Source organism: Kitasatospora arboriphila (assembly GCF_039528095.1).
Taxonomy (GTDB): Bacteria; Actinomycetota; Actinomycetes; order Streptomycetales; family Streptomycetaceae; genus Kitasatospora; species Kitasatospora arboriphila.
Genome location: NZ_BAAALD010000024.1, coordinates 18,880 through 44,593, shown reverse-complemented (window position 1 = coordinate 44,593; position 25,714 = coordinate 18,880). Strand labels below are relative to the sequence as shown.

The window sequence follows — 25,714 nt, the reverse complement described above, 5'->3', positions numbered from 1 at the left end:
AAGGCACCTACCCGCCGTCCAAGACATGAAAAGGCTCGTCACCATAGGATATGGCTATGATCGAGAGGGGCGCGGGGAACTGCGCAGTCCGGGGGTGGCTCACCGTACGAATCCGGGCCGACCCCTGGTTCGCGCAGTGACCCGCAGCCCAATTGCGCAGTCCTCCCCCGGCCTTCGGCCGGGAGGTGCCCCCACACGCCCCTGATTGCGCTCACGTCTCACCCCAAGGCCGTCACCGTGCAACTCCAGCAGCTCCGCTACTTCACCGCCGTCGCCGAGCTCGGCAACTTCACCCGGGCCGCCGAGCGGCTGCACGTCGCTCAGCCCTCGCTCTCCCAGCAGATCAAGGCGCTGGAGCGGGAGTTGGGCGCCGAGCTGCTGCACCGCAGCCGCGGCGCCACCACCCCCACGGACGCCGGTGAGGCCCTGCTGCCGCTGGCCCGCCGCATCCTCGCCGACACCGACAGCGCCCGGCTCGCCGTCCAGGAGACGGTGCAGCTGCGCCGCGGCCGGGTCCGCCTCGGTGCGCCGCCGAGCCTGTGCGTCAGCCTGCTGCCGGACGTGCTCGGCGCCTTCCGTGCCCGCTTCCCCGGTGTCGACCTGCAGGTCAGCGAGGGCGGCTCGGGCGACCTGGTCGCGGCCCTGGACGCGGGCGAGCTGGACCTCGCCCTGATCGTCTCGCCGAGCCCGGGAGGCGCCCTGCCGGGTCTGGACGTCACCCCGCTGCTGCACGAGGACCTGGTCCTGGTGTCCGCCGAGCCGCTGCCCGAACAGGCCGTCCCGGTAGGGGAGTTGCGGGACCGCCCGCTGGTGATGTTCCGGCCGGGCTACGCGCTGCGCGACGCCACCCTGGCGGCCTGCCGGGAGGCCGGTTTCGAGCCCCGGTTCGCCGTCGAGGGCGGCGAGATGGACGCCGTGCTCGGCTTCGTCCGGGCCGGCCTCGGCCCGGCCGTGGTGCCCGCCATGGTCGCCGCCCGTTCCGGCCTGCCGACCACCCGGTTCACCGGCGCCGGTCTCGGCCGGACGATCTCGCTCGCCCACGGCCGGGACATCCCGCTCGGCCGGGCCGCCGACCGGATGCGCGCCACCGTCGCCGAACGGCTGGCCGCACAGGCACGGCGCGGCGAGCTGCCGGAGGGTACCCGGCTGCTCGCCGCGCCGTGAAGGGCGGCAGGTGGCGCTCAGCAGATCCGCGGCAGCTGCTCGCCGACCGGCAGGTCGACCACCCGGGTGCCGCCGAGCGCGGTCCGGGCCACCACCATGCCGGGGTGGTCGGTGACGCACTCGCCGATCACCGCCGCGCCCGCACCGTACGGGTGCGCCCGCATCGCCTCCAGGACGGCGTCCGCGTGCTGCCGCGGCACGAACGCGACGAGCTTGCCCTCGTTGGCGACGTACAGCGGGTCGAGGCCGAGGATCGCGCAGGCGTTGGCGACCTCCGGCGGCACCGGGATGCTCCGCTCCCGGACGACCACACCGACCCCGGCGGCCGCGGCGATCTCGTTGAGCGAGGCGCCGAGGCCCCCGCGGGTGGGGTCGCGCAGCACGTGCAGGTCCGGGGTGACGGCGAGCATCGCCTGCACCAGCCCGCCGAGCGGGGCGCAGTCGCTCTGCACGTCCACGCCGAACTCCAGGCCCTCGCGCACGCTCATCACGGCGACGCCGTGCAGCCCGATCGGCCCGCTGACGATCACCACGTCGCCGGGTTCGGCACGCTGCGGCCGCAGGTCGACCCCGGCCGGGATCAGTCCGATGCCCGCGGTGTTGAGGTAGATCCCGTCGCCGCGGCCGGCCTCGACGACCTTGGTGTCGCCGGTGGCCACCTCGACCCCGGCGGCCCGTGCCGCCGCGCCGAGCGCCTGCGCGACCCGGGCCACCTGGGCCGTCTCGACGCCCTCCTCCAGGATGAACCCGCAGGACAGATAGGCGGCCGTGGCACCGCTCATCGCCAGGTCGTTGACGGTGCCGTTGACGGCCAGGTCGCCGATGCTGCCGCCGGGGAAGAACAGCGGCCGCACCACGTAGGAGTCGGTGGAGAAGGCGAGCCGCACCCCGCCGAGGGTGACGGCGGCGGAGTCGCCGAGCGCGGCCAGCACCGGGCCGCCGAAGGCGGGCGCGAAGACGTGCTCGACGAGTTCGGCGGAGAGCGCCCCGCCGCCGCCGTGGCCCATCACCACCCGCGGGTGGTCGCGCAGCGGCAGCGGGCAGCTCCAGTTGGAGAAGTCGGGGGCGGCGAGGGTGTCGGTGTCAGGCAACGGGGCTCGCCTCCAGCGGGGTGGCGGGTGCGGCGGGCGCACCCAGGCGGCGGTACAGGTAGTAGGCGGCGCAGGCGCCCTCGCTGGAGACCATGGTCGCGCCCAGCGGGTTGCGCGGTGTGCAGACGGTGCCGAAGGCCTCGCACTCGTGCGGCTTGAGCAGTCCCTGCAGCACCTCGCCGGCCCGGCAGGCGGCCGGCTCGCAGGTGTTGACGTCGCCGACGTCGAAGCGGTGCTCGGCGTCGAACTCGCGGTAGCGGGACGAGAGCCGCCAGCCGCTCTGCGGGATGGTGCCGATGCCGCGCCAGGCGCGGTCGGTGGTCTCGAAGACGTCGGCGAGCATCGCCTGCGCCGCCGGGTTGCCCTCGTCGCGCACCGCCCGCGGATAGGCGTTGTCCACCGTGTGCTCGCCGCGCTCCAGTTGGCGCACGGTGCGGCGGATGCCCTCCAGGATGTCCAGCGGCTCGAAGCCGGTGACCACGATCGGCACCTCGAACCGCTCGGCGAGCTCCGGGTACTCGGCGGTGCCCATCACCGAGCAGACGTGCCCGGCGGCGAGGAAGCCCTGCACCCGGCAGTCCGGCGACTGCATGATCGCCTCGATCGCCGGGGGCACCCGGACGTGCGAGACCAGCAGGCTGAAGTTGCGGATCCCGCGCTTCTTCGCCTGGTACACCGTCATGGCGTTGGGCGGGGCGGTGGTCTCGAAGCCGATGCCGAAGAACACCACCTGCTTGTCCGGGTTCTGCTCGGCGATCCGCAGCGCGTCCAGCGGGGAGTAGACCACCCGCACGTCGCCGCCCTCGCTGCGGACCCGGAACAGGTCCTTGTCCGTGCCCGGCACCCGCAGCATGTCGCCGAAGGAGCAGAAGACCACGTCGGGGCGGGAGGCGATCTCCAGCGCCTTGTCGATCACCTCCAGCGGGGTGACGCACACCGGGCAGCCCGGTCCGTGGATCAACTCCACTTCCTCCGGGAGCAGTTGGTCGATGCCGTGCCGGATGATGGTGTGCGTCTGGCCGCCGCAGACCTCCATCAGCGCCCAGGGCCGGGTGACGGTGGCCCGGATGTCGTCGAGCAGCCGCCGGGCCAGCTCGGGATTCTGGAACTCCTCCAGGTACTTCACTTGGTCTCCGCCTCCTTCGGGGCGCCCGCGGCCGCCTCCCACGGGTCGCCGAACTCCTCCTGCAGCAGCCCGAGTTCCTCGAACAGCTCAAGGGTCCGGCGGGCCGACTCCTCGTCCAGGCGCTGCAGCGCGAACCCGACGTGCACGATCGCGTACTCACCGACCGCCAGGTCGGGCAGGTACTCCAGGCACACGTCCTTCACCACGCCGCCGAAGTCCACGACGGCCATCCGGGTGCCGTCGCGCTCCTCGATCTCCATCACCCTGCCGGGCACCGCCAGGCACATCGGCTGCTCCCTCGTTCGTCCTCCGGGGGCGGGTGCGCCCCCGCCGTTCAGCTGCCGGTCCGGCCGGCCACCACGAGCTGGCCGAGGGCCAGACCGCCGTCGTTGGGCGGCACCAGCCGGTGCCGCAGTACGGTGAAGCCGGCCGCCCGCAGCCGGTGCAGGCACTCCTCGGTGAGCAGCGCGTTGCCGAACACCCCGCCGGTGAGCGCCGCCGTGCCGAGTCCGGTCCGCTCCCGCGCCGCCAGGCACCACCGTTCCACCAGGGCGGCCACCGCACCGTGGAAGCGCCGGGCGACCACCGCGGCGCGCACGCCCGCCGCCAGGTCGGCGACCACCGCGGCCAGCACCGGGCCGGGATCGGCCACCGACACGCCGGCCTCGTCCCGCATGCCGAAGGCGTACGGCTCGCCGGAGTCCTCGGCGTCCAGCGCGGCGGCCTCCAACTCCACGGCCGCCTGGGCCTCGTAGCCGGCCCGGTGGCAGACCCCGGCGAGCGAGGAGACGGCGTCGAACAGCCGTCCCATGCTGGAGGTCGGCACGCAGTTCAGGCCGCGCGCCAACTGCTGTCGCAGCACCGGGAGTTCGTCCGCGGGGCAGGCCGCGGTGCAGGGCAGTCCGGGCTCCCAGGGCAGGCCGGCCGCGTACAGGTGGGCGAGCGCCATCCGGTACGGGCGTTCCACCGCGGCGTCCCCGCCGGGCAGCGGCACGTGGCCGAGCCGGCCGAAGCGGTCGAAGCCGTCGTAGTCGGCGAGCAGCACCTCGCCGCCCCAGACCGTGCCGTCCTCGCCGTAGCCGGTGCCGTCGAAGGCGATGCCGATGACCCGCCCGGTGCCGTCCAGGCCGTGCTCGGCCATCGCCGAGGCGATGTGCGCGTGGTGGTGCTGCACGGTGTGGACCTCGCGCCCGCGGGCCTGCCGCCGGGCCCACTGCGCGGAGCGGTAGCGCGGGTGCCGGTCGGCGGCCAGCAGCTCCGGGCGGACCCCGGTGACGGCCGCCAACTGGGCGACCGCGCGGCCGAATCCGGCGAGGGTCGCCAGGTCGTCCATGTCGCCGACGTGCCCGGAGGGCCAGGCGGTGCGCCCCTCGGCCAGCGCGAAGGTGTTCTTGAGGTCCCCACCGACGGCGAGCACCGGGCGGACGTCCACCGGCAGCGGCACCGGCAGCGGCGCGTAGCCGCGCGAGCGGCGCACCGGCAGCACCTCGCCGTCCACCACCCGCACCACCGAGTCGTCGCAGGGCACGTGGATCGGCCGGTCGTGCGCCAGCCAGCCGTCCACCAGCGGGGCGAGGCGGTCCAGCGCCTCGGCGTCGTCGGTGACGATCGGCTCGCCGGACAGGTTGCCGCTGGTCATCACCAGCATCCGCGGCCCGTCCGGGTCGCCGGGCAGGCCGAGCAGCAGCCGGTGCAGCGGGGTGTACGGCAGCATCACGCCGAGGTCGGGGCAGCGCGGGGCGACGCCCTCGGCGATCCCGGGGGCGCCGGGCCGGCGGCGCAGCAGCACGATCGGCCGGGCGGCGGACTCCAGGGCGGCCCGTTCGGCCTCCCCGACCCGGGCCAGGGCGGCCGCCTCGGTGGCCGAACCGGCCATCACGGCGAAGGGCTTGTCGCCGCGGCGCTTGCGCCTCCGCAGTTCGGCCACCGCGGCGGCACTGCCCGCGTCGCAGACCAGGTGGTAGCCGCCGAGGCCCTTGACCGCGAGCACCGCGCCCTCGGCGAGCAGCCGGCGGGCGTCCTCCGACGCGGCCGCTCCGCGCAGCCCGGCCCGCCCGGGCACGGTGAGCGAGAGCTCGGGCCCGCAGGCGTGGCAGCAGATCGGCTGGGCGTGGAAGCGCCGGTCGGACGGGTCGGTGTACTCGCGCTCGCAGTCCGTGCACATCGGGAAGCCGGCCATGGTGGTGGCGGCCCGGTCGTAGGGCAGCGCGGTGACGATGGTGAACCGCGGCCCGCAGTTGGTGCAGGTGATGAACGGGTGGCGGTGCCGCCGGTCGGCCGGGTCGGCGAGTTCGGCCAGGCAGTCGGCGCAGGTCGCGGTGTCCGGCGGGATGAGGGTGCGGCTGCCGCCGCCGCCCGTGGAGGGCACGATGGCGAAGCCGTCCGCGCCGGTCGCCTCGATCGGCTCGTGCAGCACCGAGGCGACCCGGGCGAGCGGGGGAGCGTCGTCCGCGATCCGCCGGCAGAACGCCTCGACGGCGTCCGGCAGGCCCTCGACCTCGGCGAGCACGCCCTCGCCGGTGTTGGTGACGTGCCCGGCGAGCCGCAGCTCCGCGGCGAGCGAGTGCACGAACGGGCGGAAGCCCACGCCCTGGACGATCCCGCCGACCCGGACCAGTCGCCGTTCGACGGCGGGAGCCTGCGGCGCGGCGGTCACGAGGCGGCCGGCGGCAGCGCCGGTTCCCGGTGCGGGTGGCCGTGCCCGTGCTCGTGGCCGTGGCCGTGGCCGTGGTCGGGTCCCGTCCCGGGAGCGTGGTCGTGGTCGGGCTGCGCGGCCGGCGGACCGTGATGGTGCCCGGCGCTCGGCACGCCCATCACCGGCCGGTGCACGGGAGCGCCCTCCAGCACGGCGGTGGCCCGGTCGAGCAGCAGTCCGACGCCCTGCCCGGTGCGCGCCGAGGTGAACAGCACCTCCACGCCCGGGTTGACCCGCTCGACGTGCGCGAGGAAGGCCCGCCGGTCGAAGTCCACGGCCGCGGCCAGGTCCGCCTTGGTCACCACCACGAGGTTCGCCAGCCCGAACGCCGTCGGGTACTTCAGCGGCTTGTCCTCGCCCTCGGTCACCGAGGCCAGCGCCACCCGCAGGCTCTCCCCGAGGTCGTACGAGGCCGGGCAGACCAGGTTGCCGACGTTCTCCACGAACAGCAGCCGGGTGTCCGCGGGCAGCCAGCCGTCCAGGTGGCGGGCCAGCATCGCCGCCTCCAGGTGGCAGAGCCCGTCGGTGAGCACCTGCTTGACCGGGGCGCCCGAACGGGCGAGACGCAGCGCGTCGTTCTCGGTGGCGAGGTCGGCGGTGAGCGCGGCGGAGGCCGTCCCGCGCTGCCCGGCGAGCACCAACTCGGCCTCCAGCAGGGCGGTCTTGCCGCTGCCGGGGCTGGAGAGCATGTTCACCGCGACGGTGCCGCGGGCGGCGAGCGCCTCGCGCAGCTCCCGGGCGGCGTCCTCGTTGCGGGCCAGCACGGCCTGCTGGAGGTCGACAACTCGGCACATGGCGTCAGCCTTCCTGGTCGGCGTACGCCGGACGGTCCGCCCAGCGGACGCTGCGGATCTGCAGCTCCCGCCCGGTCAGCAGCTCGGTGGCCGCGCCGTCGCCGCAGCCGGGACAGGTGAGTTCGGGCGGCATCCCGACCGCCCAGCCGGTGCCGCAGGCGCCGCACCGGGCCTGCGCCGGCACCGGTTCGGTGATCAGCTCGGCGCCCTCCAGGACCGTTCCGGAGCAGGCGAGTTCGAAGCAGAAGTGCAGCGAGTCCGGGACCACGCCGGCCAGTTCGCCGACCTGCAGCAGCACCGACTCGACGCGGTCGGCGCCCTCGGGGACGGCCTGCACCACCTGGTCCACCACGGCCATGGCGATCGACATCTCGTGCATCGGCACCCCGCTTTGCGCCTGGAGGCGGTGACCGGACGGTCGGGGACCATTACAGGCCGCGACCCCGGGGTGCGGGGTGCGCCGCGCCGTGGACGCGGCGCCCGCTACGCCATTCGCAGCACCGCCCGCGGTCACATCTGCCGGATCTTCAGGTACCGCTTGAGGTCCGGCAGGCTCTGCACGAAGACCGCCACGGCGGCGGCGCTGAGCAGGACGATCAGGAACTTGCGCATGAGGGTGCCTCTCTGTCGGTGGTACGGCTTCGGTCGGACGGTGCGGCGGCGGCGCCCGGATCGGCGGGGCCGCCGTCCAGCAGCCGGAGGATCACGTCGACGGCCTCGTCGACGGCCGCGGCGACCGGGGCGCTGAGCCCCATGCCCTCCTCGACCGTCTCCGGCTCGCAGCCGACCACGAACACCTGCCGCGGCGGGCTGCCGCCGGTGCCGGCGGCGAGCGTGGCGAGCAGCGACAGCACCGCGTCCGGGCCCATCCGGTGGCCGTCCAGCGCGGGTGCCTGCGGTTCGACCGCCCCGGGCGCGGGCGCCTCCAGCAGGTACACCGTGCCGGGCGTGCCGCCGCGCTCGGTGGCGTCCACCAGGACGAGCGTGTCGTAGCCGTCCAGCAGTTGGTACGCGAGGTGCACGCCGCGCACCCCGATGTCGGCCGCCTCGACGCCCTCGGGCAGCCGCCGCCCGGTCAGCCGGCGGACGGCCTCGACGCCGAAGCCGTCGTCGCCGAGGAAGACGTTGCCGACCCCGGCGACCAGGACCCGGGGGGCCGGCCCGCTGCCTTCCGTCACGTCTCCTCCACCGGGGCGAGTTCGTCGGGCTGGAAGTACAGGAAGCGGCCCTGGGCGCGCCACAGGTCGGCGCCCGGGTCGCCGTCGACGGTGACCGCGACGTGCACCGCGCCGTCCACGTCCTGTAGGACGGCCTCGACCAGGGCGGTGCGGCCCTGCAGGAAGAGGTCCTGGGCGTCGGTGCGGCGCCGGCCGGGGCGCAGCACCACCCGGTCGCCGGCGCCGACCGCCCGGCCGTCGATCTGCACCCGGTCGGTGGCCGGGTCCACCCCGGGGTCGCCGCCCGGGTCCCACCACGGCGTGTCCGGCCGGACCCCGGGGACGTCGGCCCCGGCGGGCGGACCGCCGGTCACCTCGCGCAGCGCCCGGACGGCGCCGTGCAGCCGCTCCATCACCTCCGGGGGCAGCGAGTCCGCCAGGTCGACGGCGGCGCCGGCCCGGTCGTCGGTGCCGCGCGCCTCGCGCTTCTCCTGCTCGGTCAGCGCGGAGGTGCGCAGCGCGAGGATCTCGTCGATCTCGGTGCCGTCGTACAGCGCGCCGGGGCTCTCCGGGGCGACCTGCGGGTGGTCCTCCAGGATGATCGGCGAGGAGAGCACCACGTCGGCGCGGCCGTCGTCGCCGGCGAGCACCGGCCAGGTGCGCAGGTTCCGGCATTCGGCGACGGCGTCCTTCGCCCACTCGGGCGGGTCGGTCATCGAGACGAAGGAGCCGCTGTCCAGGCCGAGCAGCAGGTGCGCGGAGACCAGCGCGTGCGGCAGGGCCTGTTCGCGGCCGTCGCCGGGCCCGGCCGTCCAGGCGGTGGTGTTCTCCACGACGGCGCGCAGCCGGTAGGCGGCGTAGGGGCCGGGCAGCGGCTGCAGCCGGACCCGCAGCACCCCGTCGACCTGGGCGCAGCGGCGGACGGTGCGGCCGACGGTGCGCTCGCCGTCGCGGACGGCCTCGATCTCGGTGCGGGCCGGGCAGTGGACGGGCACCAGGACCTCGCCGGCGAGCAGCTCTTCGACGGTGGCGGACATCTCCACGCGTTCCTCGGCGCCCTCGTCCCAGGCGGTGAGCACCCGGTCGGAGAGTTCCAGCGCCTCGGTGTCCTCGTGGCCGCCGTCCTCGCGCAGCCGCTGCACGGTGCGGCGCTGGACGCGCAGGAAGCGCAGTTCGGCCGTCAGGGTGGCGCCGCGGCGCGGCTCCACGAGCAGTTCGGTGTGCTGGTCCGGGTGCTCGCCGGCACCCTCGCCGTAGCCCGGCGGCACCAGCACGCCGAACTGCCAGCGCAGCCGGTTCTTCGCGGAGGACGCCCGGTACGGGTAGAGCACGTAGCCCTCGAACAGCACGGCGTCGGCGATCTGCCGGGCGCCGGCGAACCGCTCGGCGGCGGGGCGGACGGCGGTCATCGCGCACCCTCCCGGGCCAGGGCGGGCTCCTCGGCGGGTCCGCGGGCGGGGGCCGGCCCGTCGGCGGCCGCCAGCAGCGCGCGCACGGTGGCCTCCCAGGAGGGCAGGCCGTGCCGGGAGCGGTAGGCGAGCAGCTCGTCCATGGCGTCCTTGGGCAGCCGCAGCCAGCCGCAGCCGGGGAAGTGCTGCTCCATCATCTCCCGCCACACCCGCACCGGGAGCTTCACCCGGGTCTCCTTGTGCCAGGGCACGGGCTGCACGCCGAAGCCGTCCTCGCCGGTGAAGACCGTGCCGGAGAACAGCATCAGCAGCGGCACGTCGCCGTCCTCCAGCGAGGCGAGGTAGCGGGTCGCGGCGATGTCCAGGTCGTAGGTGCACGGCACGGGCAGCTCCACGTCGGTGCTGCCGGTGAAGCCCGGTACCAGCAGCGGGACCTGCGCGAACTGGACGGGGTTGAGGCTGGTGCCCCAGCGGGACCGTTCGCCGAACAGGTCGCCGAGCCGCTCGGCCTCGCCGTCGCCGTAGCCGCGCCGGGCCGGCTCGATGCGCAGTTGGCAGCGGAGCGCCAGGGCGTGCACCCGGGCGCCGGCGGAGCCGATCCGCAGCCGGAAGAGCAGGGTCGGCCCGGCGGCGTACCGGTCGCCCTGCACCCCGGTGCAGTCGAAGGTCAGGTCACAGGTCGTCACGCGGTGTCCTCGGTCAGGGGCCGGGCGAGGCCGGCGAGGCGGTCGAAGAAGCCCTCCAGCTCGGCGCGGGCGGTCTGGCCGCCGTCGAAGCCCTGCCAGTGCAGCCGCATCCGCCCGACCAGCTCGTAGCAGGCGTCGACCGGCACCAGGTGGCAGGTCGTCACGCCGCCCGCGCGGCGCAGCAGCAGCGCCTCGACGTCCGGTTCCAGCAGGGCCGCGAGCCGGGTGCGGTCGAGCACGGTCTGCCAGGTGCTCGGGTCGAGCTCGCTCTCGGCGGGGCCGGCGGGGCTGGGGTAGAGCGCGACCAGCCGGTCCAGTGCGGAGTTGCGGAGGAAGAAGACGGTGGAGACCGGGATCTGCAGCGCCTCCCAGTCCGCGTCGTCCACGCCGTGTGCCGGGTCGACCAGGTAGCGGCGGGGCACGCCGCGGTAGCGGCCGCCGGCCGCCCCCGGGCGGTCGAAGAGCATGGCGCACGCCGGGCAGGCGCAGGCCAGCGCGCGCTGCGCGGTGTCGGCGAGGTGCCGGTGCTCGGGTGCCAGCGCGGTGCCGCAGAAGGCGCAGCGCTCCGGACGGGGCGCCGCGGGTGCGCGCAGCCGGCGCAGCACCGCGGCGCCCGCCCCCGGGGCGTCGGTCGGGGACGTGGTCATCCGGCGTCCGCCCCCACCGGCGGCCGGCGGCCGATCTGCAGCAGCGCGGGCTGCGGGGCCGCCTTCTCCAGCCGGATGTCCGTCACCTCGGGCGCGTAGCAGGCGAACGCCGTCTCCAGGTCGCGCCGGAGCGCGTCCTCGCCGCCGCAGCCGCAGCCGCCGGGGGCGGTGCGGAGCCGGACCGACCCGGCCTCCGCGGCGTACCCGATCAGCTCGGCCGGGCGGCCCGGCAGCGAGCGCAGCGCCCGCCGGATCCGCTGCTGGACGTTCTCCGGGTGGAGGTCGTGCAGCACCAGCAGCCCGGAGACCACCTGGTCGTCGAGCAGGGCGGCGGGCAGCGGGGCCGTCCCGTCCGCGCCGAGCAGGGCGACGATCCGGGCGAGGCCCTCGCCGTAGAACGCCATCAGCTCGCGGACGAGGTCCTCGGCCGCGGGGACGGCCGCCCCGTCCTCCTCGCCGGCCAGCCGGTCCAGGACCTCCTGGACCCGCCGGCCGGCCGTCTCCGCGGTCATCAGGCCAGTCCGCTCAGGCCGGTGGGGACGTGCATCTTCTGCACCGTGCGGCCGTCGCCGACGTACATGTGCACGCCGCAGGGCAGGCACGGGTCGAAGCTGCGCACGGCCCGCATGATGTCGATGCCCTTGAAGTTCTCCGGGGAGTTCTCCTCGAAGATCGGCGTGTTCTGCACCGCGTCCTCGTACGGGCCGGGGGTGCCGTAGCTGTCGCGGACGCTGGCGTTCCACGGGGTCGGCGGGTACGGGTGATAGTTGGCGATCTTGCCGTCGCGGATCACCATGTGGTGCGAGAGGACGCCGCGGACGGCCTCGGTGAAGCCGCAGCCGATCGACTCGTCCGGCACCTCGAACTTCTCCCAGGTCTGGGTGCGCCCGGCGCGGACCTCGTCCAGGGCCTTCTCGGCGAAGTGCAGGGCGCAGGCGGCGGCGTAGGCCTGGAAGTAGGTGCGGGCGCGGTTGCGCTCCAGCGCGTTGGACCACTGCGGGATCTTCCACTCGAAGGTGGTCTCCGGCTTGGTCATGGTCTTCGGCAGGTTGATGACGACGCTGTGGCCGGTGGCCTTCACGTAGCCGATGTCGACCAGACCGGAGAGCGCGGTGGACCACAGGCGGGCGATCGGGCCGCCGCCGGTGTCCAGGGCGAGGTGGTCCTTGCCGTCGAACCAGCGCGGCGACATCACCCAGCTGTACTTGTCGTCGAAGTTCCGCTTCTGCGGCTGGGGGATGGTGTGCTGGTTCCACGGGTGCCGCGGGTCGACCGGGTTGCCGAGCGGGTCGTGGGTGACGAAGAGCTCCTGTCCCTCCCAGTCCTGGTAGTAGGAGCTGCCGAGCAGGATCCGGATGCCCAGGTTGATCTGGGTGAGGTCGTTGGTGACGAGCTTCCCGTCGACGACCACGCCCGGGGTGACGAACATCCGCCGGCCCCAGTCCGTCATGTTGCGGTACGTGAAGTCGCAGTGGTCCGGGTCGTTGAGGCTGCCCCAGCAGCCGAGCAGGATGCGGCGGCGGCCGACCTCCTCGTAGCCGGGCAGGGCCTCGTAGAAGAAGTCGAAGAGGTCGTCGTGGAGCGGGACGACGCGCTTCATGAACTCCACGTAGCGCATCAGCCGGCTGAGGTAGTCGGTGAAGAGCTGCACGCTGGCGACCGTGCCGACGCCGCCCGGGTAGAGCGTGGAGGGGTGCACGTGGCGGCCCTCCATCAGGCAGAACATCTCCCGGGTGTAGCGGCTGACCTGCAGCGCCTCGCGGTAGAACTCGCCCTCGATGGGGTTGAGCGAGCGCATGATGTCGGCGATCGTCCTGTACCCGTGCTCGGCGGCGTGCGGCGCCTCGGTGCGTTCGGCGCGCTCCAGCACGCCCGGGTTGGTCTCGCGGACCATCTTCTCGCAGTAGTCGACCCCGACCAGGTTCTCCTGGAAGATGTTGTGGTCGAACATGTACTCGGCGGCCTCGCCGAGGTTGATGATCCACTCGCCCAGGTGCGGGGGCTTCACCCCGTACGCCATGTTCTGCGTGTAGACCGAACAGGTGGCGTGGTTGTCGCCGCAGATGCCGCAGATCCGGCTGGTGATGAAGTGCGCGTCGCGCGGGTCCTTGCCGCGCATGAAGACGCTGTAGCCGCGGAAGACCGACGAGGTGCTGTAGCACTCCGCGACCTTCTTCTGCTTGAAATCGATCTTCGTGTGGATGCCCAGGCTGCCCACGATCCGGGTGATCGGGTCCCAGGACATCTCCATCAGGCCGTCGCCGGTCGGCTTCGCTGTCGTCGCCATCGGGAGTGTGTGCCCTTCGTCGTTGCGTCCGGGGTCGGTCACCAGGGGGTGCGGTAACCGGTGGTCAGCTTGCGGCCGGTGCGCCGCCACTTGGGCTCCTTGTCCACCGTCTTCGCGGTGATGGAGCGCAGGCTGCGGATCACGACACCGTAGGCCTCGCTGGCGGTGGCGGAGACCCGGGCACCCGGGGGCTCGTCCATGAAGGGCATGAACTTGTCCGGGAAGCCGGGCATGGTGCAGGCGATGCAGACGCCGCCCACGTTCGGGCAGCCGCCGACGCCGTTGATCCAGCCGCGCTTGGGCACGTTGCACTTGACGACCGGGCCCCAGCAGCCGAGCTTGACCAGGCACTCCGGCTCGCCGTACGCCTCCGCGAACTGGCCCTGCTCGTAGTAGCCGCCGCGGTCGCAGCCCTCGTGGACGGTCGCGCCGAACAGCCAGGTCGGCCGCAGCTTGTCGTCCAGCGGGATCATCGGGGCCGCACCGGTCAGCTGGTAGAGCAGGTAGGTCAGCGTCTCGGAGAAGTTGTCCGGCTGGATCGGGCAGCCCGGCACGCAGACGACCGGCAGGCCGGCCTTGGACGTCCAGTCCCAGCCCAGGTAGTCGGGCACGCCCATGGCGCCGGTCGGATTGCCCGCCATGGCGTGGATTCCGCCGTACGTGGCACAGGTGCCGATCGCGACCACGGCGGTGGCCTTGGGGGCGAGCCGGTCGAGCCACTCGCTGGTGGTGATCGGCTGGCCGGTCTCCGGGTCGTCGCCGAAGCCGCACCAGTAGCCCTCCGACTTGATGGACTCGTTCGGGATCGAGCCCTCCACCACCAGCACGAACGGCTCCAGTTCGCCGCGTTCGGCCTTGAAGAACCACTCGACGAAGTTGTCCGCGCCCTGCACCGGGCCGCACTCGAAGTCGATCAGCGGCCAGTGCACCGCGACCTCGGGCAGGCCCGGCAGGGCGCCGGTGACGATCTCCTCGATGCTGGGCTGCATCGCGGCGGTCAGCGACACGGAGTCGCCGTCACAGCTCAGACCGGCGTTGATCCAGAGGATGTGCACCGGCGGCTGCTTGCCCTCCGGTGGCGTGCCCCGGCCGGCGGCCTGGGCGTCGGTAGCCGTAGCACCCATGTGGATGCCTCCTAGAAACGGGGATGAGACCGGACAAAACGGACTCAACGCTCTTCATAGCAGCGTCCGCACTCCACCGCCCGGGCGAACGGCCGACGGGGTCGCTCGAACGGGCTCAGCCCGTCGTGGGCGCCGGGCCCTTGTGCCGCCGCACCACCCGGCATACGGTGTGTTCCGCCCCATCGAACGCAGCGTTTGATCCGGGGTCGGACACGCCTGCCGAACCGGGGACCCCATGACCGACCAGAGCACCGGTACCACCGCGGAGGCCGACGCCCGCGCCCTCGGCGCCCGCATCCGCGGCTACCGGGAGGCCCGAGCCCTGTCGCTGCGCGCCCTCGGCGAGGCGGCCGGTGCCAGCCCCGGCTTCCTCAGCCAGGTCGAACGCGGCCTCGCCGGCGCCAGCATCGGCATGCTCCGCCGGATCGCCGACGCCCTCGGCCTCACCATGGCCGACCTCTTCGACCACTCCGCACCTGCCGGACCCCGGGTCGTCCGCCGCGAGCTCCGCCCCGCGCTGCCCACCGCGCCCGGCACCCGCAAGTACCTGGTCTCCCAGCGGCCGCTCGCCCATCTGGAGGTGTACGCGGGCGAGTTCGACCCCGGCTCCTCCACCGGCGAGGAGGCCTACACGCACGGCGACTCCCAGGAGATCCTGCTCGTCCTCGCCGGCACCGTGACCGTCGAACTCGACGGCCACCCGTACACCCTCGACGCCGGCGACAGCCTCGACTACCGCACCGCCGTCCCGCACCGGGTCGCCAACCGCTCCGACGCCCCCGCCGAAGTGCTCTGGATCGTCAGCCCGCCCACCCCCGACTGACGGCGCCCCACCCCCGAGCCCCCGCACCCCCGCCGGAACGACCCCCAGGCAGTGACCATGAGCCCCGCACCGCCCGCCGGCCCCGCCCGCACCAACGGCCACGTCTCCCACTGGTACGCCGCGGACGGCCTGCCCGCCCCGCGGCCCGCCCTCGACGGCGACCTCGATGTCGACGTCGCCCTCGTCGGCGGCGGCTACACCGCCCTCTGGACGGCCTACTACCTCAAGAAGGCCGAACCCGCGCTGCGGATCGCCGTGCTGGAGAAGGAGTTCGCCGGCTTCGGCGCCTCCGGCCGCAACGGCGGCTGGCTCACCGCCGCCCTGCCCGGCCAGTTCCGCCGCTACGCCGCCGCGCACGGCCGGCCCGCCGCCGTCGCCATGCAGCGGGCCATGTTCGCCACGGTCGACGAGGTGGTCGCCGTCGCCGCGGAGGAGGGCATCGAGGCCGACGTCCGCAAGGACGGCGAACTGCACGTCGCCGTCGGCGCCGTCCAGGAACAGCGGATGCTCGCCCACCTGCCCGAACTGCGCGAGGAGGGCTGGGGCGAGGAGGACATGCTCCGGCTCGGCCCCGGCGAACTCGCCGATCGCGTCAGGGTCGCCGGTGCCCGCGGCGCGCTCTGGACCCCGCACTGCGCCCGGATCCACCCGGCCAGGCTCGTCCGCGGCCTCGCCGCCACGGTCGAGAGGCTCGGCGTCACCGTGCACGAGGGCACCGAGGTGCTCGACATCCGCCCCGGCGCGGCCGTCTGCCGCGGGGGCACCGTCAGCGCCCGGCACGTCCTCCGCGCCACCGAGGGCTTCACCGCCGGGCTGCGCGGCCAGCGCCGCACCTGGGTCCCGATGAACAGCAGCATGATCGTCACCGCCCCGCTCGACCGGGCGGTCCGGGACGAGATCGGCTGGCACGGCGCCGAAGTGCTCGGCGACGGCGCCCACGCCTACTGCTACGCCCAGCGCACCGCCGACGACCGGATCGCCATCGGCGGCCGCGGGGTGCCGTACCGCTTCGGCTCGCACGTCGACAGCCGGGGCGAGACGCACACCTCGACGCAGCGCCAGCTCGCCGAGCTGCTCGGGCGGTTGTTCCCCGCCGCGGCCGGCGCGCCGATCGACCACGCCTGGTCGGGCGTGCTCGGCGTGCCCCGCGACTGGTGCGCCACCGTCCAGTACGACCCGGCGACCGGGCTCGGCGCGGCCGGCGGCTACGTCGGCCACGGCGTCGCCACCGCCAACCTCGCCGGCCGAACCCTGCGCGACCTCGTCCTCGGACGGGACACCGAGCTCACCCGGCTGCCCTGGGTCGGCCGGAAGGTCCGCGGCTGGGAGCCCGAACCGCTGCGCTGGCTCGGCATCCGCGGCCTGTACGTCGCCTACCGGGCCGCCGACCGCCGGGAGTCCGGCGGCCTCGGCCGCACCTCGCTGATCGCCCACGCCGCCGACCTGCTCGGCGGCCGCTGAGCCGCCGCCGGCCCGGGCCGGTCAGCCCGCCGCGGGCGACCAGAGCGGCTTCAGCTGGGCGATCCAGGTGTCCTTGACGGTGAACCCGACGTGCCCGTACAGGCCGAGCGCACCCGTCGGAGAGTCCGCGTCGACGCCGAGCGAGGCCGTGGCGAACCCCGCCTCGCGGGCCTCCGCCATGGCCTGCACCAGCAGCGCCGAGGCGATGCCGCGCTTGCGGCCCGCCCGCCGGGTGCCGACCAGCGAGACGTACAGGTCGCGCCGGCCGGTCGCCTCGGTGTGCGCCTCGTACTCCTCGCCGAGGACGATGCCGAGGGCCTCGCCGCCGACCGCGTCCTCCGCGACGTCGTAGGCGACGAAGCTCAGACCGGGGCGGAAGGCCGGGCCGGACGTCATGTGCGCCCAGCCCTCCTCGCTCTGCTCCGTCGAGCCCCAGTGGTCGCGGAAGGCCTCGTTGCGGACCAGCCGGGCGTCCTCGGAGCGCTCGGCGGTGAAGCCGCGCACCTCGATCCCGTCCGGGGCCGGGAGGTCCGGCAGCGGCGCGAGCAGGTCCCGCGTCATGCCGTGGAACCAGCGGGCGGCGGTGTAGCCCTGCGCCGCGTACAGCTCGGACGCCGGGGCGTTCCGCGCCAGGCTGGAGCTGTAGAGCGTCAGCGGCCGCTCCGGGTAGCGCTCCAGGTGCAGCGGCAGCGCCGCCTCCTCGGCCCAGGCCAGCAGTGCCGCCCCGACGCCGCGCCCGCGGTACGCCGGGTGGACGCCGCCCAGGTAGTACATCTCGTGCACCGGGTCGGCCTCGGTGCGCGACTTCAGATAGCCGTAACCGATCATCGTCGGGCCGTCGTAGAACGCGACCGAGCCCCGGGCGAAGTCGCAGTACGGGTCGGCGAGGTACTCCCGGAGGTCGTCCACGCCGTGGTGCTCGTCCTCCCGGTCCTCGGCCTCGACGGCGGCCAGCAGCTCCAACCAGGCGTCGAACTGTTCGGCCCCGATCGGCCGCCGGTCGAAAGGTACGTCAGTGCCCATACCGCGGGATTCTGGCCGCCCCTCCCGGGGCGTGGCAAAGGAATTACCGGCCGGGCCGCGGCCTCACCGGGCCGCCGGGCCGTCGCCGTTCGCTGCCGCCGCGCCGGGGCGGGCGGCCAGCTCGTACAGCGCGTCCGTGGTCTCCGGGTGCTGGATCTCGTCGAGGAGGTGGTCCTGCTCCGGGTTGCCCGAGTAGCGGATCGTGGCGACCTGCTCGCTGGCGGCGTCCGCCGCGTCCCTGGGCTGCAGTGCGTTCACCACGGCCTCCTTCCGGTGGCGTCCGGGGTGCCCACGCCACCAGTCTAGGGGCGCACCGCCGCCCGGCGGCGGACCGGCGCGGCGGTGCCGCGGCGGCCCGTGACGGTCCACGGCGGCCCGTGGCCGTGCTGTCGGAAGGGTGTGCGAGAGTCTGCGCATGCTCGAGATCGTGGTGAAGACGGAGAACGGGGAACGGCACGTCAGGGTGCCCGCCGAGGAACTGGCCGGACTGGTCCGGCGGATCGGCGCCGAGGGCGACCGGTACCTGGTGGTGCAGCGGATACCCGACCTGCCCGACGTGTACACCCAGGTCTGGCACAAGACCGGTGGCGACTACCAGCTGGAGCACCGCGACGGCGGCTCGGACCGCCACTTCCAGGCGATGGTCGACGGCCCCGAGGCCGTCATCGCCGCGATGACCGCCTGGGCCCGGCAGGAGTCCGGCTGGGACACCGGCCCGGCGTGGACGCTGCTGGACATGGGCCCCGACCCCGAGGTGCCGCCGCTCGACCTCGACGAGGAGGAACGCGAGGAGCTGGAGTCCTGCGTCCGTGCCGAACTGCTCCGCGGCTACACCACCCGGGCGCGGCTGGCCGAGACCGCCGAGTACCACCTGGTCAGCGGGGACCGCCGGCCCGTCTCCCGCGCGCAGGCGCAGGCGCTGGCCGACCGGATGTGGCGGGAGCGGGTCGCCGAGCAGACCGCCTGGCAGGGCGAGACCCAGCCCGAGCAGCTCACCCGGGCCTTCGCCGCGCTGGAGGAGGCCGGCATCACCGCCCGCGAGGACTTCACCTGCTGCCGCAGCTGCGGCCAGGCCGAGATCGGCGCCGAGGGCGGCCCCGACGCCCGGGGCTTCGTCTACTTCCACACGCAGTGCACCGATTCCGCGGCCGCCGGGCACGGCCTGATGCTGCTCTACGGCGGCTTCGACGGCTCGACCGGGACGACCGCGGCGATCGGCCACGAGGTGGTGGCCGCCCTGGAGGCCGTCGGGCTGCCCGCCCAGTGGGACGGCGACCCCGACCGCGCGATCTCCGTCACCCCGCTCGACTGGCGCCGCCGCCTGGTCGGGTAGGACAGGCCTTCAAGGTACGGGGGATCACCACAGGGGCGCGTGGGGGCACCTCATGGGAACCCATCACATCCGGCGGGTGTGCTCAGTCGGGGACTTCGGCGAGGGTGCGGAAGTCGCGTGCGTGGGAGGCGAGTTCGGCCGGTCCCAGGGTGCTGCCGGGTGTCGTCTCGTCGTAGGTGACGAGCATGCTGCCGTCGGCCCAGATGCACTCGCCGATGCTGCCGTGCTGCGCCGGCAGCATGCCGCAGGCCATCGCGCCGCCCCGCGGGCCGGGATCGACGGTGCGTAGACCGTCCACGGGCACGCCGGACCGGCGGAGGCGGTCGAGGTGCTCGTGCAGGGAGGCCGCGGGGTCGAAGAAGTGCTGGTGGCGGCCGTAGGCGGAGACCCGGTCCGTCAGGCCGTCGCCGTACCTGGCCTCGATCGGTCCGAGACCGCGGGAGACCCCGGTGTGGTAGGCGCCGAGCGGACCGAGCGACCGGGTCACGACGACCGTCGTCGCCTTGACCGTGAGGGTTCCGTCCTGGTGGGCGGGCAGGGAGCGGAACGTCGGCGGGGCGGCGAAGCGGTAGGCGCCCAGGGCGGCGAAGTTCTCCCGGTACGCGCAGCCGAGTCCGGCCGTGGCCAGCAGGACGGCCGTCAGCGCCGTGGCGGCGACGGGCCGCCGCAGCCCGCGGCGACGGCCGGGCCGGTCCGGTGGGTCGGCCGGTCCGTCGGGCCCGGCCTGTCCGTCCGGCTCGTCCTGCGGTGCGTCGGGCACGGTTCCCCCTGGTGTCGGTCGGGTCGTCAGGTGTGGTCGAGCGCACCAGGAGCCCGGGCGCGAGGGCAAGATCGATTGCCCTGATCGCCCATGGTCGTCCGCAATTCTCCGCGCCGGATCGTTACCGACGGACGGACTGTCGGAGGGGTGTGGCACAGTGCCGCGCATGGAGAACGACCTGCACGGCGAGGCCCTGATCGAACGCGTCATCGCCAAGGTGAGCAAGGACGGCTGGGAGACGGCCGACATGCCGGACCTCGACGACGAGCCGGTGCCGCTGCCCGCCGAGACCCTCGCCGCCCTCCGGCTGCCGGACGGCCGGCCGCTGCCGCCGAGCCTGCGGCGCTGGCTGGCCTTCGACTCCTCGTTGCCGGTCGGGCTCGGCTGGTACCCGGAGGCCCTGGCGCCCGACCTCGCGGGCGCCGCGCTCTCGGAGACCGTGGACGAGCTGTACGGCTTCGGCAGCAGCGAGGAGGTGTGGTCGAAGATGTTCGCCGAGTTCGAGCCGCTGCTGCCGGGCCGCTGCCTGCCGCTGGTGGGCGGCTGCGACTCGCGCCGGCTGCTGTACCTCGGCGAGCCGGACTCGGCGGGGGAGTACCCCGTCCTGGTCACCGACATGGACGACCTTCCGTACGTGGCGGTGATGTACCCGGGGCTGGACGTGTACCTCGCCGACGAGGCCGGCCTCCTCGACCTGGACTTCGACACCTACACCGGGCTGATGGACCATCCGGTCTACGGCGCCCGGATGCGGGAGCACGCCGAGCGGACCCGGCTGGGCGCCGAGGGGCTGGAGATCCAGGACCTGTACGCCCCGGAGGCCGACGCGGAGGAGTCCTGACGGTCCGTGGGTGGTGCCCGGCGCCCGCCGGACCCGGCGGGCCATCCCGCGGACCCGCTCCGCAGGTGGGGTGATTCGTGCCGATCTAGCATCGTTCGAGAACGGACTTGGCGCGGCGTCAGGCCGCGCCGGTCCGCACCGCTGCCGTCCCCGGGCAGCGGACCCTTCTCGAAAGGACCCACCGCCGTGCGCGTGCCCACCCCCGCGAGACTCCTCCTGCCGGCGCTGAGCGCCGCCCTGGCCGTGCCGCTGCTGACCGCCGCGCCCTCGGCGCCCGCCGCCCCGGCCGGCTTCGGCGCGGTCGTGCAGTTCAAGAGCGCCAAGTTCGGCACGTGCGTCTACGACACGCCCGGCGGCGGGAACAACTACCGGCTGCAGGACTGCCACGAGGACGACCTGCGGCAGCAGTTCGCCCGCGAGGTGCTCGGCGACGGCTCGGTCGTCTACAAGGGCGTCGCCTCCGGCCAGTGCCTGGACAACAACGGCACCGCCGCCTATGCCCACAACTGCAACACCAGCGGCTACCAGCACTGGTGGGAGAAGAACAAGGCCGGCCCGGTGATCACCCTGCAGAACCAGCAGACCCTGCAGTGCCTGGACACCGACGGCGACTACGTCTACGTCCACGACTGCGGCGAGCTGACCAACCCGAACCAGCGCTGGCAGATCGTCACCCTGGCCTCCTGACGGGGCTCCCACCGGCGCCCGGACCCGCACGCGCCCGCCGTGCGGCCCGGGCGCCGGGATGCGTCCCCGAGCTTTCCCGTGCGTCCCGGTGGTGGCCGGCCGCATCACCCGTTCGGGGGGCCGTGCGCCGGCTCGGGAACAACCGTGATCGCCGCGGGATTGTCCCCGGTGTACGGGACACCGGCCGAAGGGGAGCAACCATGTCCACGCTGACCGTCCGTTACATCGGCGGCCCGACCGCCGTCCTGGAGCTCGGCGGGCTCCGACTGCTCACCGATCCGACCTTCGACGGGCCCGGCTCCCACCCGGTCGGCGCCCGGACGCTCACCAAGACCGCCGGCCCCGGGCTGCCGCTCGCCGAGATCGGGCCGGTGGACGCCGTGCTGCTCTCGCACGACCACCACCCGGACAACCTGGACGCCTCCGGGCGCGAGCTGGTCACCGGTGGCGCGGTGCGGACGGTGCTCTCCACCGGATCCGCGGCCGACCGGCTCGGCGGGGCCGTCCGGGCGCTGCCGAACTGGGAGCACACCGTGCTGGCCCGGCCCGACGGCGGCTCGCTCCGGGTCACCGGCGTGCCCGCCCTGCACGGGCCGCAGGGCAGCGAGCCGCTGGTCGGCGAGGTCACCGGCTTCGTGCTGTCCGGCGGCGGCCTGCCCACCGTCTACGTCAGCGGGGACAACGCCTCGCTGGACATCGTCCGCGAGGTCGCCGACCGGGTCGGCCCGGTCGACGTGGCGCTGCTCTTCGCCGGCGCCGCCCGCACCCCGCTGATCCCGGACGCACCCCTCACCCTCACCAGCGCCCAGGCCGCCGAGGCCGCCGCGATCCTCGGCGCCCGCCGCGTCGTCCCGCTGCACTTCGAGCACTGGACGCACTTCACCGAGGACGGCGACTCGCTCGCCAAGGCCTTCGACGCGGCCGGCCTGGGCGACCGCCTGCACCGGCTCGCGCCCGGCGGCCTCGTCCGGTTCTGAGCCCGGCCTGCCGGGGATCCGTTCGGCGGCGGTCGTTCGGCGGCGGTGGTACGGCGGCGGCCCGTGCGGCGGCGGTCGGTGCCGCTGCCGCACGGGCCGTTCCGGAACCTCAGGTCACTGCGCCGGGTCGATCTCGGGGCGGGCCGTCAGGGAGCTGCCGGAGGCGCGCAGCATCTCGTCCCGCGGGACGACCTTGATCCGCTCGCGGCCCTCGCGCTCGCCGAGCGCCCGCTCGTGGGCGTCCAGCTGCTGCCAGCCCTCCCAGGTGGTGTAGTCGACGCCGCGCTCCTCCAGGAAGGCCACCACGGCGTCCTCCGCCGGAGACCCGGCGGGCCGCAGCAGGCCGGCGCGGTGGTCCGCGACCAGGCAGGCGACGGTCTCGTTGGCATCGCCCTTGGTGTGGCCGATCAGGCCGACCGGGCCGCGCTTGACCCAGCCCGTGACGTACGTCGAGGGCAGGTGCGCCCCGGCCTCCAGCACCCGGCCGGCCTCGTGCGGGACGGTCGCCGTCATGGCGTCGAAGGGCAGCTTGGGCAGCTCGTCCGAGCGGTAGCCGACGGCGCGGTACACCGCCTGGACGTCCCAGTCGCGGAAGATGCCGGTGCCCGTGGTGTCGCCGGTGCCGTCGAGGGCGGTGCGCTCGGTGCGCAGGCCGACCACCCGGCCGTCCTCGCCGAGGACCTCCACGGGCGACTCGAAGAAGTGCAGGTGGATGCGGTGCGGGCGGTCGCCGATGTCGCGGATCGCCCAGTTCTCCAGGGTGGACGCCACCATGTCGGCCTGCTTGTTGCCGCGGCGGGTGGCGATCGAGCCCTCGTCGTAGTCGATGTCCTCCGGGTCGACGACCACCTCGATGGTGGGGGAGTGGTCGAGCTCGCGCAGCTCCATCGGGCTGAACTTCGCCTGGGCCGGGCCGCGCCGCCCGAAGACGTGGATCTCCACCGCCCGGTTGGCGGCCAGTCCGTCGTACACGTTGGCCGGGATCTCGGTGGGCAGCAGTTCGTCCGCCGTCTTGGCCAGGATGCGGGCCACGTCGAGGGCGACGTTGCCGACGCCGAGCACGGCGACCTTCTCGGCCTCCAGCGGCCAGCTGCGGGGCACGTCCGGGTGGCCGTCGTACCAGGAGACGAAGTCGGCGGCGCCGTACGAACCGTCGAGGTCGATCCCGGGTATCCCGAGGTCGCGGTCGGCCACCGCGCCGGTGGCGAAGACCACGGCGTCGTAGAAGCGGTGCAGCTCCTCCAGGGCGAGGTCGCCCGGGTAGTCGACGTTGCCGAAGAAGCGGACCTGCGGCTTGTCGAGCACCTGGTGCAGGGCGGTCACGATGCCCTTGATCCGCGGGTGGTCGGGCGCCACGCCGTAGCGGATCAGCCCGAACGGGGCGGGCAGCCGCTCCAGGATGTCGATCGAGACACCCGGGTCGGCGGCGACCTCGGACTTGAGCAGGGCGTCGGCCGCGTAGACGCCGGCGGGGCCGGCTCCGACGATCGCGACCCGGACGGGGCGGGACATGGCGGCATCCTTCGGCAGGGGCGGGCCGCGGACGGCCCGGGAACGGACGGCGGAGAGGTTTCCGAATGCCACCTTCGCTGCTCTGGACGTTCCGCGGTACATACCTCTGCTTTATGTACCCATAGGTTTGACTTATGGGTGGCCCGGGCGCCTTCCCGGATCCATCGGCCGGCGGTCGCGCCCCGCCGCCGCGCAACGCTACCGCCGCCACGCTCCGCGGGGCCGTCCCGGTGACTTAGTTCAGGGCTCGACAAAAGTGGGGCGGCGTTGTTGGATTCCCGGAGGGTGCCTCCGCCGTAGGTGTCCCCGGCCGCGTGGTGGCGCCGTTCGTCGATCCGTCCCGTGTCCGCAGAGGAGCGCCATGACCGCCGCAGTGACCGAGGAACCCGCCGGGGCCGGCCGGGGGGAGGAGGGGCGCGCCGCGCAGGAGCTGGCCGAGCGGCGGGTCCGCCGGGCGCTCGGGGCGGTGGAGGTGGTCGGCGGGAGGGCCCTGCACGGGGGGCTCTACAACTCCGCCCGGCTGGTCGAACTCGCCGACGGCCGGCGCCTGGTGCTCAAGGCCGCGCCGCCCGCCGACGCGCCCGCGCTCACCCACGAGCAGGGCCTGCTCGGCACCGAGACGCTCTTCCACCGCCTCGCCGCCGCCACGGGCGCCCCCGTCCCCGCCGTCCTGCACCACGAACCGGCCGGCCCGGACACCCCCGGCGAATGGCTGCTGCTGGAGTACCTCGACGGCGACACCTGGGACGAGCTGCGTGACGGCCTGACCAGGGACCAGCGGGCGCCGCTGCGACGCCAGTTGGGCGCCGTCGCCGCCCGGATCGCGGGTGCCACCGGCCCGTGCTTCGGCTACCCCCAGCCCGTCGCCGGTCTGCAGGGCGCCGACTGGCCGACGGCCTTCGCCGGGATGCTGCGCGCCGTGCTCGGCGACGCCGAGCGGTTCGGCGTCCCGCTCCCCGCGCCGGCCGCCGTCCTGGCCGGGCTGCCGGAGCGGTTCGCCCCTGCGCTCGCCGAGGTCCGCCGGCCCGCCCTCGTCCACTTCGACGCCTGGGAGGGCAACCTCGTCCTCACCCGCGACCCCGTGCACGGCGGCCCGCGACTCGGCGGCCTCATCGACGGCGAACGCGCCTTCTTCGGCGACCCGCTCGCCGAACTCGTCGGGCTCGACCCGCTCGGCACCCCCGAGGACGACGCCGACCTGCTGGCCGGCTATTTGAGCATCGCCCCCGGCCTGCGCACCGACACCCCCGCGGCCCGCGCACGCCTGGCGCTCTACCGGATCTACCTGGCGCTGGTGATGCGGGTCGAGAGCGCGCCCCGCGGCTACGCCCCCGAGCACACGGCCTGGCTGCTCTCCTGGTCCGCCGAACGGGTCGCCGAACAGCTGGCCCTGCTGGACGGGCTCGACGGGCCGGGCGGGACGGCCGCCGGTGGCTGAGCGGGCGTCAGCCGGCGTCCGGGCGGCGGGCGAGCAGTTGTGCGTGCGGGGTGCGCTCGCCCTCGTAGGGGCCGCGGACCAGCCGGGCGACCTCCGTGAGCCCGGCCTCCCGGAGCAGTGCGGCGAGTGCGTCCGGCCACCAGCGGTGGGCGGGCGCGACCTTGTGGTCGTAGGCCGTGACCGGGGGGACGGGTCCGTCGGTGGACTGGAAGGCGATCAGGACGTGCCCGCCCGACGCCAGCAGGCGGTGGAACTCCGCGAACACGCCCGGCAGTTCCGCGGGCGGCGTGTGGATCAGCGAGTAGTGGGCGAGGATGCCGCCGAGCGAGCCCGCTCCGAGTCCGGTGCCGAGCATGGCCCCCTCCTCGAAGCGCAGCTGCGGGTGCCGCGACCGGGCGATCGCCACCATGGCCGGGGAGACGTCGATCCCGAAGGCGTCCACCCCCAGCCCGTGCAGGTAGGCCGTCACGTGGCCGGGCCCGCAGCCGAGGTCGGCCACCGGCCCACCGCCCTCCTGCAGCACCAGCCCGGCGAGGGCCTCGATCATCGCCCGGTCCAGCGGCCGCGCCCCGAAGCCGTCGGCGAACAGCTCGGTGTACTGGACGGCCACCGCGTCGTAGGCGTCCCTGGTGGCGTCGAGGTGGTCGGCGCCGGTGTTCTCCGTCATGCGGGCAGGCTA

The 25,714-nt window shown here is 74.4% G+C and carries 27 protein-coding genes; 8 read left to right on the top strand and 19 right to left on the bottom strand.

All coding sequences use genetic code 11. The annotated features are described in order from the left end of the window. The first annotated feature begins 237 nt into the window (after positions 1-237). Positions 238-1,164 (top strand): LysR family transcriptional regulator, encoded by a 927-nt coding sequence (locus ABD353_RS14980; protein WP_344624071.1) that lies wholly within the window; start codon positions 238-240, stop codon positions 1,162-1,164. 17 nt (positions 1,165-1,181) lie between these two features. On the opposite strand, the gene hypE is transcribed toward ABD353_RS14980, so the two are convergent. The 14 genes from hypE to ABD353_RS14915 all read right to left on the bottom strand — a co-directional run bounded on the left by hypE (position 1,182) and on the right by ABD353_RS14915 (position 14,180). Next, positions 1,182-2,255 carry a hydrogenase expression/formation protein HypE gene (gene hypE, locus ABD353_RS14975; protein WP_344624070.1) on the bottom strand — a complete coding sequence of 358 codons (1,074 nt, stop codon included), beginning with the start codon at positions 2,253-2,255 and terminating at the stop codon, positions 1,182-1,184. Beyond that, positions 2,248-3,381 carry a hydrogenase formation protein HypD gene (gene hypD, locus ABD353_RS14970; protein WP_344624069.1) on the bottom strand — a complete coding sequence of 378 codons (1,134 nt, stop codon included), beginning with the start codon at positions 3,379-3,381 and terminating at the stop codon, positions 2,248-2,250. Before hypD ends, hypE begins: the two co-directional genes overlap by 8 nt. Then, positions 3,378-3,668 carry a HypC/HybG/HupF family hydrogenase formation chaperone gene (locus tag ABD353_RS14965; protein WP_344624068.1) on the bottom strand — a complete coding sequence of 97 codons (291 nt, stop codon included), beginning with the start codon at positions 3,666-3,668 and terminating at the stop codon, positions 3,378-3,380. The genes hypD and ABD353_RS14965 overlap by 4 nt, the downstream gene beginning before the upstream one ends. Before the next feature lie 47 nt (positions 3,669-3,715). Further along, positions 3,716-6,037 carry a carbamoyltransferase HypF gene (hypF, locus tag ABD353_RS14960; RefSeq protein ID WP_344624067.1) on the bottom strand — a complete coding sequence of 774 codons (2,322 nt, stop codon included), beginning with the start codon at positions 6,035-6,037 and terminating at the stop codon, positions 3,716-3,718. Next, a complete protein-coding gene (gene hypB, locus ABD353_RS14955; RefSeq protein WP_344624066.1) occupies positions 6,034-6,870 on the bottom strand; it encodes a hydrogenase nickel incorporation protein HypB in 837 nt (278 codons plus the stop codon). Before hypB ends, hypF begins: the two co-directional genes overlap by 4 nt. Positions 6,871-6,874: 4 nt before the next feature. Continuing rightward, entirely contained in the window at positions 6,875-7,249 is a 375-nt protein-coding gene (locus ABD353_RS14950) for a hydrogenase maturation nickel metallochaperone HypA/HybF (protein WP_344624065.1), read from the bottom strand. A gap of 131 nt (positions 7,250-7,380) precedes the next feature. Further along, positions 7,381-7,482 (bottom strand): DUF6893 family small protein, encoded by a 102-nt coding sequence (locus ABD353_RS40425; protein WP_420706243.1) that lies wholly within the window; start codon positions 7,480-7,482, stop codon positions 7,381-7,383. Continuing rightward, entirely contained in the window at positions 7,467-8,048 is a 582-nt protein-coding gene (locus tag ABD353_RS14945) for a hydrogenase maturation protease (protein ID WP_344624064.1), read from the bottom strand. The genes ABD353_RS40425 and ABD353_RS14945 overlap by 16 nt, the downstream gene beginning before the upstream one ends. Then, positions 8,045-9,436 (bottom strand): hypothetical protein, encoded by a 1,392-nt coding sequence (locus tag ABD353_RS14940; protein WP_344624063.1) that lies wholly within the window; start codon positions 9,434-9,436, stop codon positions 8,045-8,047. The genes ABD353_RS14945 and ABD353_RS14940 overlap by 4 nt, the downstream gene beginning before the upstream one ends. Continuing rightward, a complete protein-coding gene (locus ABD353_RS14935) occupies positions 9,433-10,122 on the bottom strand; it encodes a DUF6084 family protein (protein ID WP_344624062.1) in 690 nt (229 codons plus the stop codon). Before ABD353_RS14935 ends, ABD353_RS14940 begins: the two co-directional genes overlap by 4 nt. After that, positions 10,119-10,769 carry a DUF5947 family protein gene (locus ABD353_RS14930; protein WP_344624061.1) on the bottom strand — a complete coding sequence of 217 codons (651 nt, stop codon included), beginning with the start codon at positions 10,767-10,769 and terminating at the stop codon, positions 10,119-10,121. Before ABD353_RS14930 ends, ABD353_RS14935 begins: the two co-directional genes overlap by 4 nt. Then, positions 10,766-11,281 carry a hypothetical protein gene (locus tag ABD353_RS14925; protein ID WP_344624060.1) on the bottom strand — a complete coding sequence of 172 codons (516 nt, stop codon included), beginning with the start codon at positions 11,279-11,281 and terminating at the stop codon, positions 10,766-10,768. Before ABD353_RS14925 ends, ABD353_RS14930 begins: the two co-directional genes overlap by 4 nt. After that, a complete protein-coding gene (locus ABD353_RS14920; protein WP_344624059.1) occupies positions 11,281-13,056 on the bottom strand; it encodes a nickel-dependent hydrogenase large subunit in 1,776 nt (591 codons plus the stop codon). Before ABD353_RS14920 ends, ABD353_RS14925 begins: the two co-directional genes overlap by 1 nt. A 38-nt stretch (positions 13,057-13,094) precedes the next feature. Continuing rightward, positions 13,095-14,180 carry an NADH-quinone oxidoreductase subunit B family protein gene (locus tag ABD353_RS14915; RefSeq protein ID WP_344624058.1) on the bottom strand — a complete coding sequence of 362 codons (1,086 nt, stop codon included), beginning with the start codon at positions 14,178-14,180 and terminating at the stop codon, positions 13,095-13,097. A 235-nt stretch (positions 14,181-14,415) separates the two neighbouring features. Between ABD353_RS14915 and ABD353_RS14910 the strand changes: the two genes are divergently transcribed. Together ABD353_RS14910 and ABD353_RS14905 are read left to right on the top strand one after the other, a co-directional pair. After that, positions 14,416-15,003: a helix-turn-helix domain-containing protein gene (locus ABD353_RS14910; protein WP_344624057.1), complete on the top strand. Its 588-nt coding sequence runs from the start codon at positions 14,416-14,418 to the stop codon at positions 15,001-15,003. A gap of 57 nt (positions 15,004-15,060) precedes the next feature. After that, positions 15,061-16,464: an NAD(P)/FAD-dependent oxidoreductase gene (locus ABD353_RS14905; RefSeq protein WP_344624056.1), complete on the top strand. Its 1,404-nt coding sequence runs from the start codon at positions 15,061-15,063 to the stop codon at positions 16,462-16,464. Between the two features lie 21 nt (positions 16,465-16,485). On the opposite strand, the gene ABD353_RS14900 is transcribed toward ABD353_RS14905, so the two are convergent. Beyond that, entirely contained in the window at positions 16,486-17,487 is a 1,002-nt protein-coding gene (locus ABD353_RS14900; RefSeq protein ID WP_344624055.1) for a GNAT family N-acetyltransferase, read from the bottom strand. Positions 17,488-17,550: 63 nt separating this feature from the next. After that, on the bottom strand, positions 17,551-17,745 hold the full coding sequence (locus ABD353_RS14895; protein WP_344624054.1) for a hypothetical protein: 195 nt from the start codon (positions 17,743-17,745) through the stop codon (positions 17,551-17,553). 157 nt (positions 17,746-17,902) lie between these two features. Between ABD353_RS14895 and ABD353_RS14890 the strand changes: the two genes are divergently transcribed. Then, positions 17,903-18,820, top strand: coding sequence for a DUF6891 domain-containing protein (locus ABD353_RS14890; RefSeq protein WP_344624053.1), 918 nt, complete (start codon positions 17,903-17,905; stop codon positions 18,818-18,820). A gap of 82 nt (positions 18,821-18,902) precedes the next feature. On the opposite strand, the gene ABD353_RS14885 is transcribed toward ABD353_RS14890, so the two are convergent. Further along, positions 18,903-19,580 (bottom strand): hypothetical protein, encoded by a 678-nt coding sequence (locus ABD353_RS14885; protein WP_344624052.1) that lies wholly within the window; start codon positions 19,578-19,580, stop codon positions 18,903-18,905. A 166-nt stretch (positions 19,581-19,746) separates the two neighbouring features. On the opposite strand from ABD353_RS14885, the gene ABD353_RS14880 reads away from it, so the two are divergent. The 3 genes from ABD353_RS14880 to ABD353_RS14870 all read left to right on the top strand — a co-directional run bounded on the left by ABD353_RS14880 (position 19,747) and on the right by ABD353_RS14870 (position 22,085). After that, positions 19,747-20,421: a hypothetical protein gene (locus ABD353_RS14880; protein ID WP_344624051.1), complete on the top strand. Its 675-nt coding sequence runs from the start codon at positions 19,747-19,749 to the stop codon at positions 20,419-20,421. A gap of 186 nt (positions 20,422-20,607) precedes the next feature. Continuing rightward, on the top strand, positions 20,608-21,108 hold the full coding sequence (locus tag ABD353_RS14875) for an RICIN domain-containing protein (protein ID WP_344624050.1): 501 nt from the start codon (positions 20,608-20,610) through the stop codon (positions 21,106-21,108). A gap of 200 nt (positions 21,109-21,308) precedes the next feature. Next, the gene (locus ABD353_RS14870) at positions 21,309-22,085 is read left to right on the top strand and encodes an MBL fold metallo-hydrolase (protein ID WP_344624049.1); all 777 of its coding nucleotides are present in this window, start codon (positions 21,309-21,311) and stop codon (positions 22,083-22,085) included. A 114-nt stretch (positions 22,086-22,199) separates the two neighbouring features. Here the strand turns inward: ABD353_RS14870 and ABD353_RS14865 are convergent, their stop codons facing one another. Then, complete coding sequence (locus ABD353_RS14865) at positions 22,200-23,597, bottom strand: FAD-dependent oxidoreductase (RefSeq protein ID WP_344624048.1); 1,398 nt, start codon at positions 23,595-23,597, stop codon at positions 22,200-22,202. A 361-nt stretch (positions 23,598-23,958) separates the two neighbouring features. Here ABD353_RS14865 and ABD353_RS14860 point away from each other — a divergent pair, with 361 nt between their 5' ends. Next, positions 23,959-25,035: a phosphotransferase family protein gene (locus tag ABD353_RS14860; protein WP_344624047.1), complete on the top strand. Its 1,077-nt coding sequence runs from the start codon at positions 23,959-23,961 to the stop codon at positions 25,033-25,035. Positions 25,036-25,042: 7 nt separating this feature from the next. Here the strand turns inward: ABD353_RS14860 and ABD353_RS14855 are convergent, their stop codons facing one another. Beyond that, entirely contained in the window at positions 25,043-25,702 is a 660-nt protein-coding gene (locus tag ABD353_RS14855; RefSeq protein WP_344624046.1) for a class I SAM-dependent DNA methyltransferase, read from the bottom strand. Between the last annotated feature and the right edge of the window lie 12 nt (positions 25,703-25,714).

Excerpts from the sequence above, each read along its gene's own strand:
- ABD353_RS14965 (WP_344624068.1), bottom strand. The coding sequence starts at position 3,668 with ATGTGCCTGGCGGTGCCCGGCAGGGTGATGGAGATCGAGGAGCGCGAC.
- hypB (WP_344624066.1), bottom strand. The coding sequence starts at position 6,870 with ATGTGCCGAGTTGTCGACCTCCAGCAGGCCGTGCTGGCCCGCAACGAG.
- ABD353_RS14950 (WP_344624065.1), bottom strand. The coding sequence starts at position 7,249 with ATGCACGAGATGTCGATCGCCATGGCCGTGGTGGACCAGGTGGTGCAG.
- ABD353_RS40425 (WP_420706243.1), bottom strand. The coding sequence starts at position 7,482 with ATGCGCAAGTTCCTGATCGTCCTGCTCAGCGCCGCCGCCGTGGCGGTC.
- ABD353_RS14940 (WP_344624063.1), bottom strand. The coding sequence starts at position 9,436 with ATGACCGCCGTCCGCCCCGCCGCCGAGCGGTTCGCCGGCGCCCGGCAG.
- ABD353_RS14930 (WP_344624061.1), bottom strand. The coding sequence starts at position 10,769 with ATGACCACGTCCCCGACCGACGCCCCGGGGGCGGGCGCCGCGGTGCTG.
- ABD353_RS14925 (WP_344624060.1), bottom strand. The coding sequence starts at position 11,281 with ATGACCGCGGAGACGGCCGGCCGGCGGGTCCAGGAGGTCCTGGACCGG.
- ABD353_RS14920 (WP_344624059.1), bottom strand. The coding sequence starts at position 13,056 with ATGGCGACGACAGCGAAGCCGACCGGCGACGGCCTGATGGAGATGTCC.
- ABD353_RS14915 (WP_344624058.1), bottom strand. The coding sequence starts at position 14,180 with ATGGGTGCTACGGCTACCGACGCCCAGGCCGCCGGCCGGGGCACGCCA.
- ABD353_RS14910 (WP_344624057.1), top strand. The coding sequence starts at position 14,416 with ATGACCGACCAGAGCACCGGTACCACCGCGGAGGCCGACGCCCGCGCC.
- ABD353_RS14905 (WP_344624056.1), top strand. The coding sequence starts at position 15,061 with ATGAGCCCCGCACCGCCCGCCGGCCCCGCCCGCACCAACGGCCACGTC.
- ABD353_RS14900 (WP_344624055.1), bottom strand. The coding sequence starts at position 17,487 with ATGGGCACTGACGTACCTTTCGACCGGCGGCCGATCGGGGCCGAACAG.
- ABD353_RS14890 (WP_344624053.1), top strand. The coding sequence starts at position 17,903 with ATGCTCGAGATCGTGGTGAAGACGGAGAACGGGGAACGGCACGTCAGG.
- ABD353_RS14880 (WP_344624051.1), top strand. The coding sequence starts at position 19,747 with ATGGAGAACGACCTGCACGGCGAGGCCCTGATCGAACGCGTCATCGCC.
- ABD353_RS14870 (WP_344624049.1), top strand. The coding sequence starts at position 21,309 with ATGTCCACGCTGACCGTCCGTTACATCGGCGGCCCGACCGCCGTCCTG.
- ABD353_RS14865 (WP_344624048.1), bottom strand. The coding sequence starts at position 23,597 with ATGTCCCGCCCCGTCCGGGTCGCGATCGTCGGAGCCGGCCCCGCCGGC.
- ABD353_RS14860 (WP_344624047.1), top strand. The coding sequence starts at position 23,959 with ATGACCGCCGCAGTGACCGAGGAACCCGCCGGGGCCGGCCGGGGGGAG.
- ABD353_RS14855 (WP_344624046.1), bottom strand. The coding sequence starts at position 25,702 with ATGACGGAGAACACCGGCGCCGACCACCTCGACGCCACCAGGGACGCC.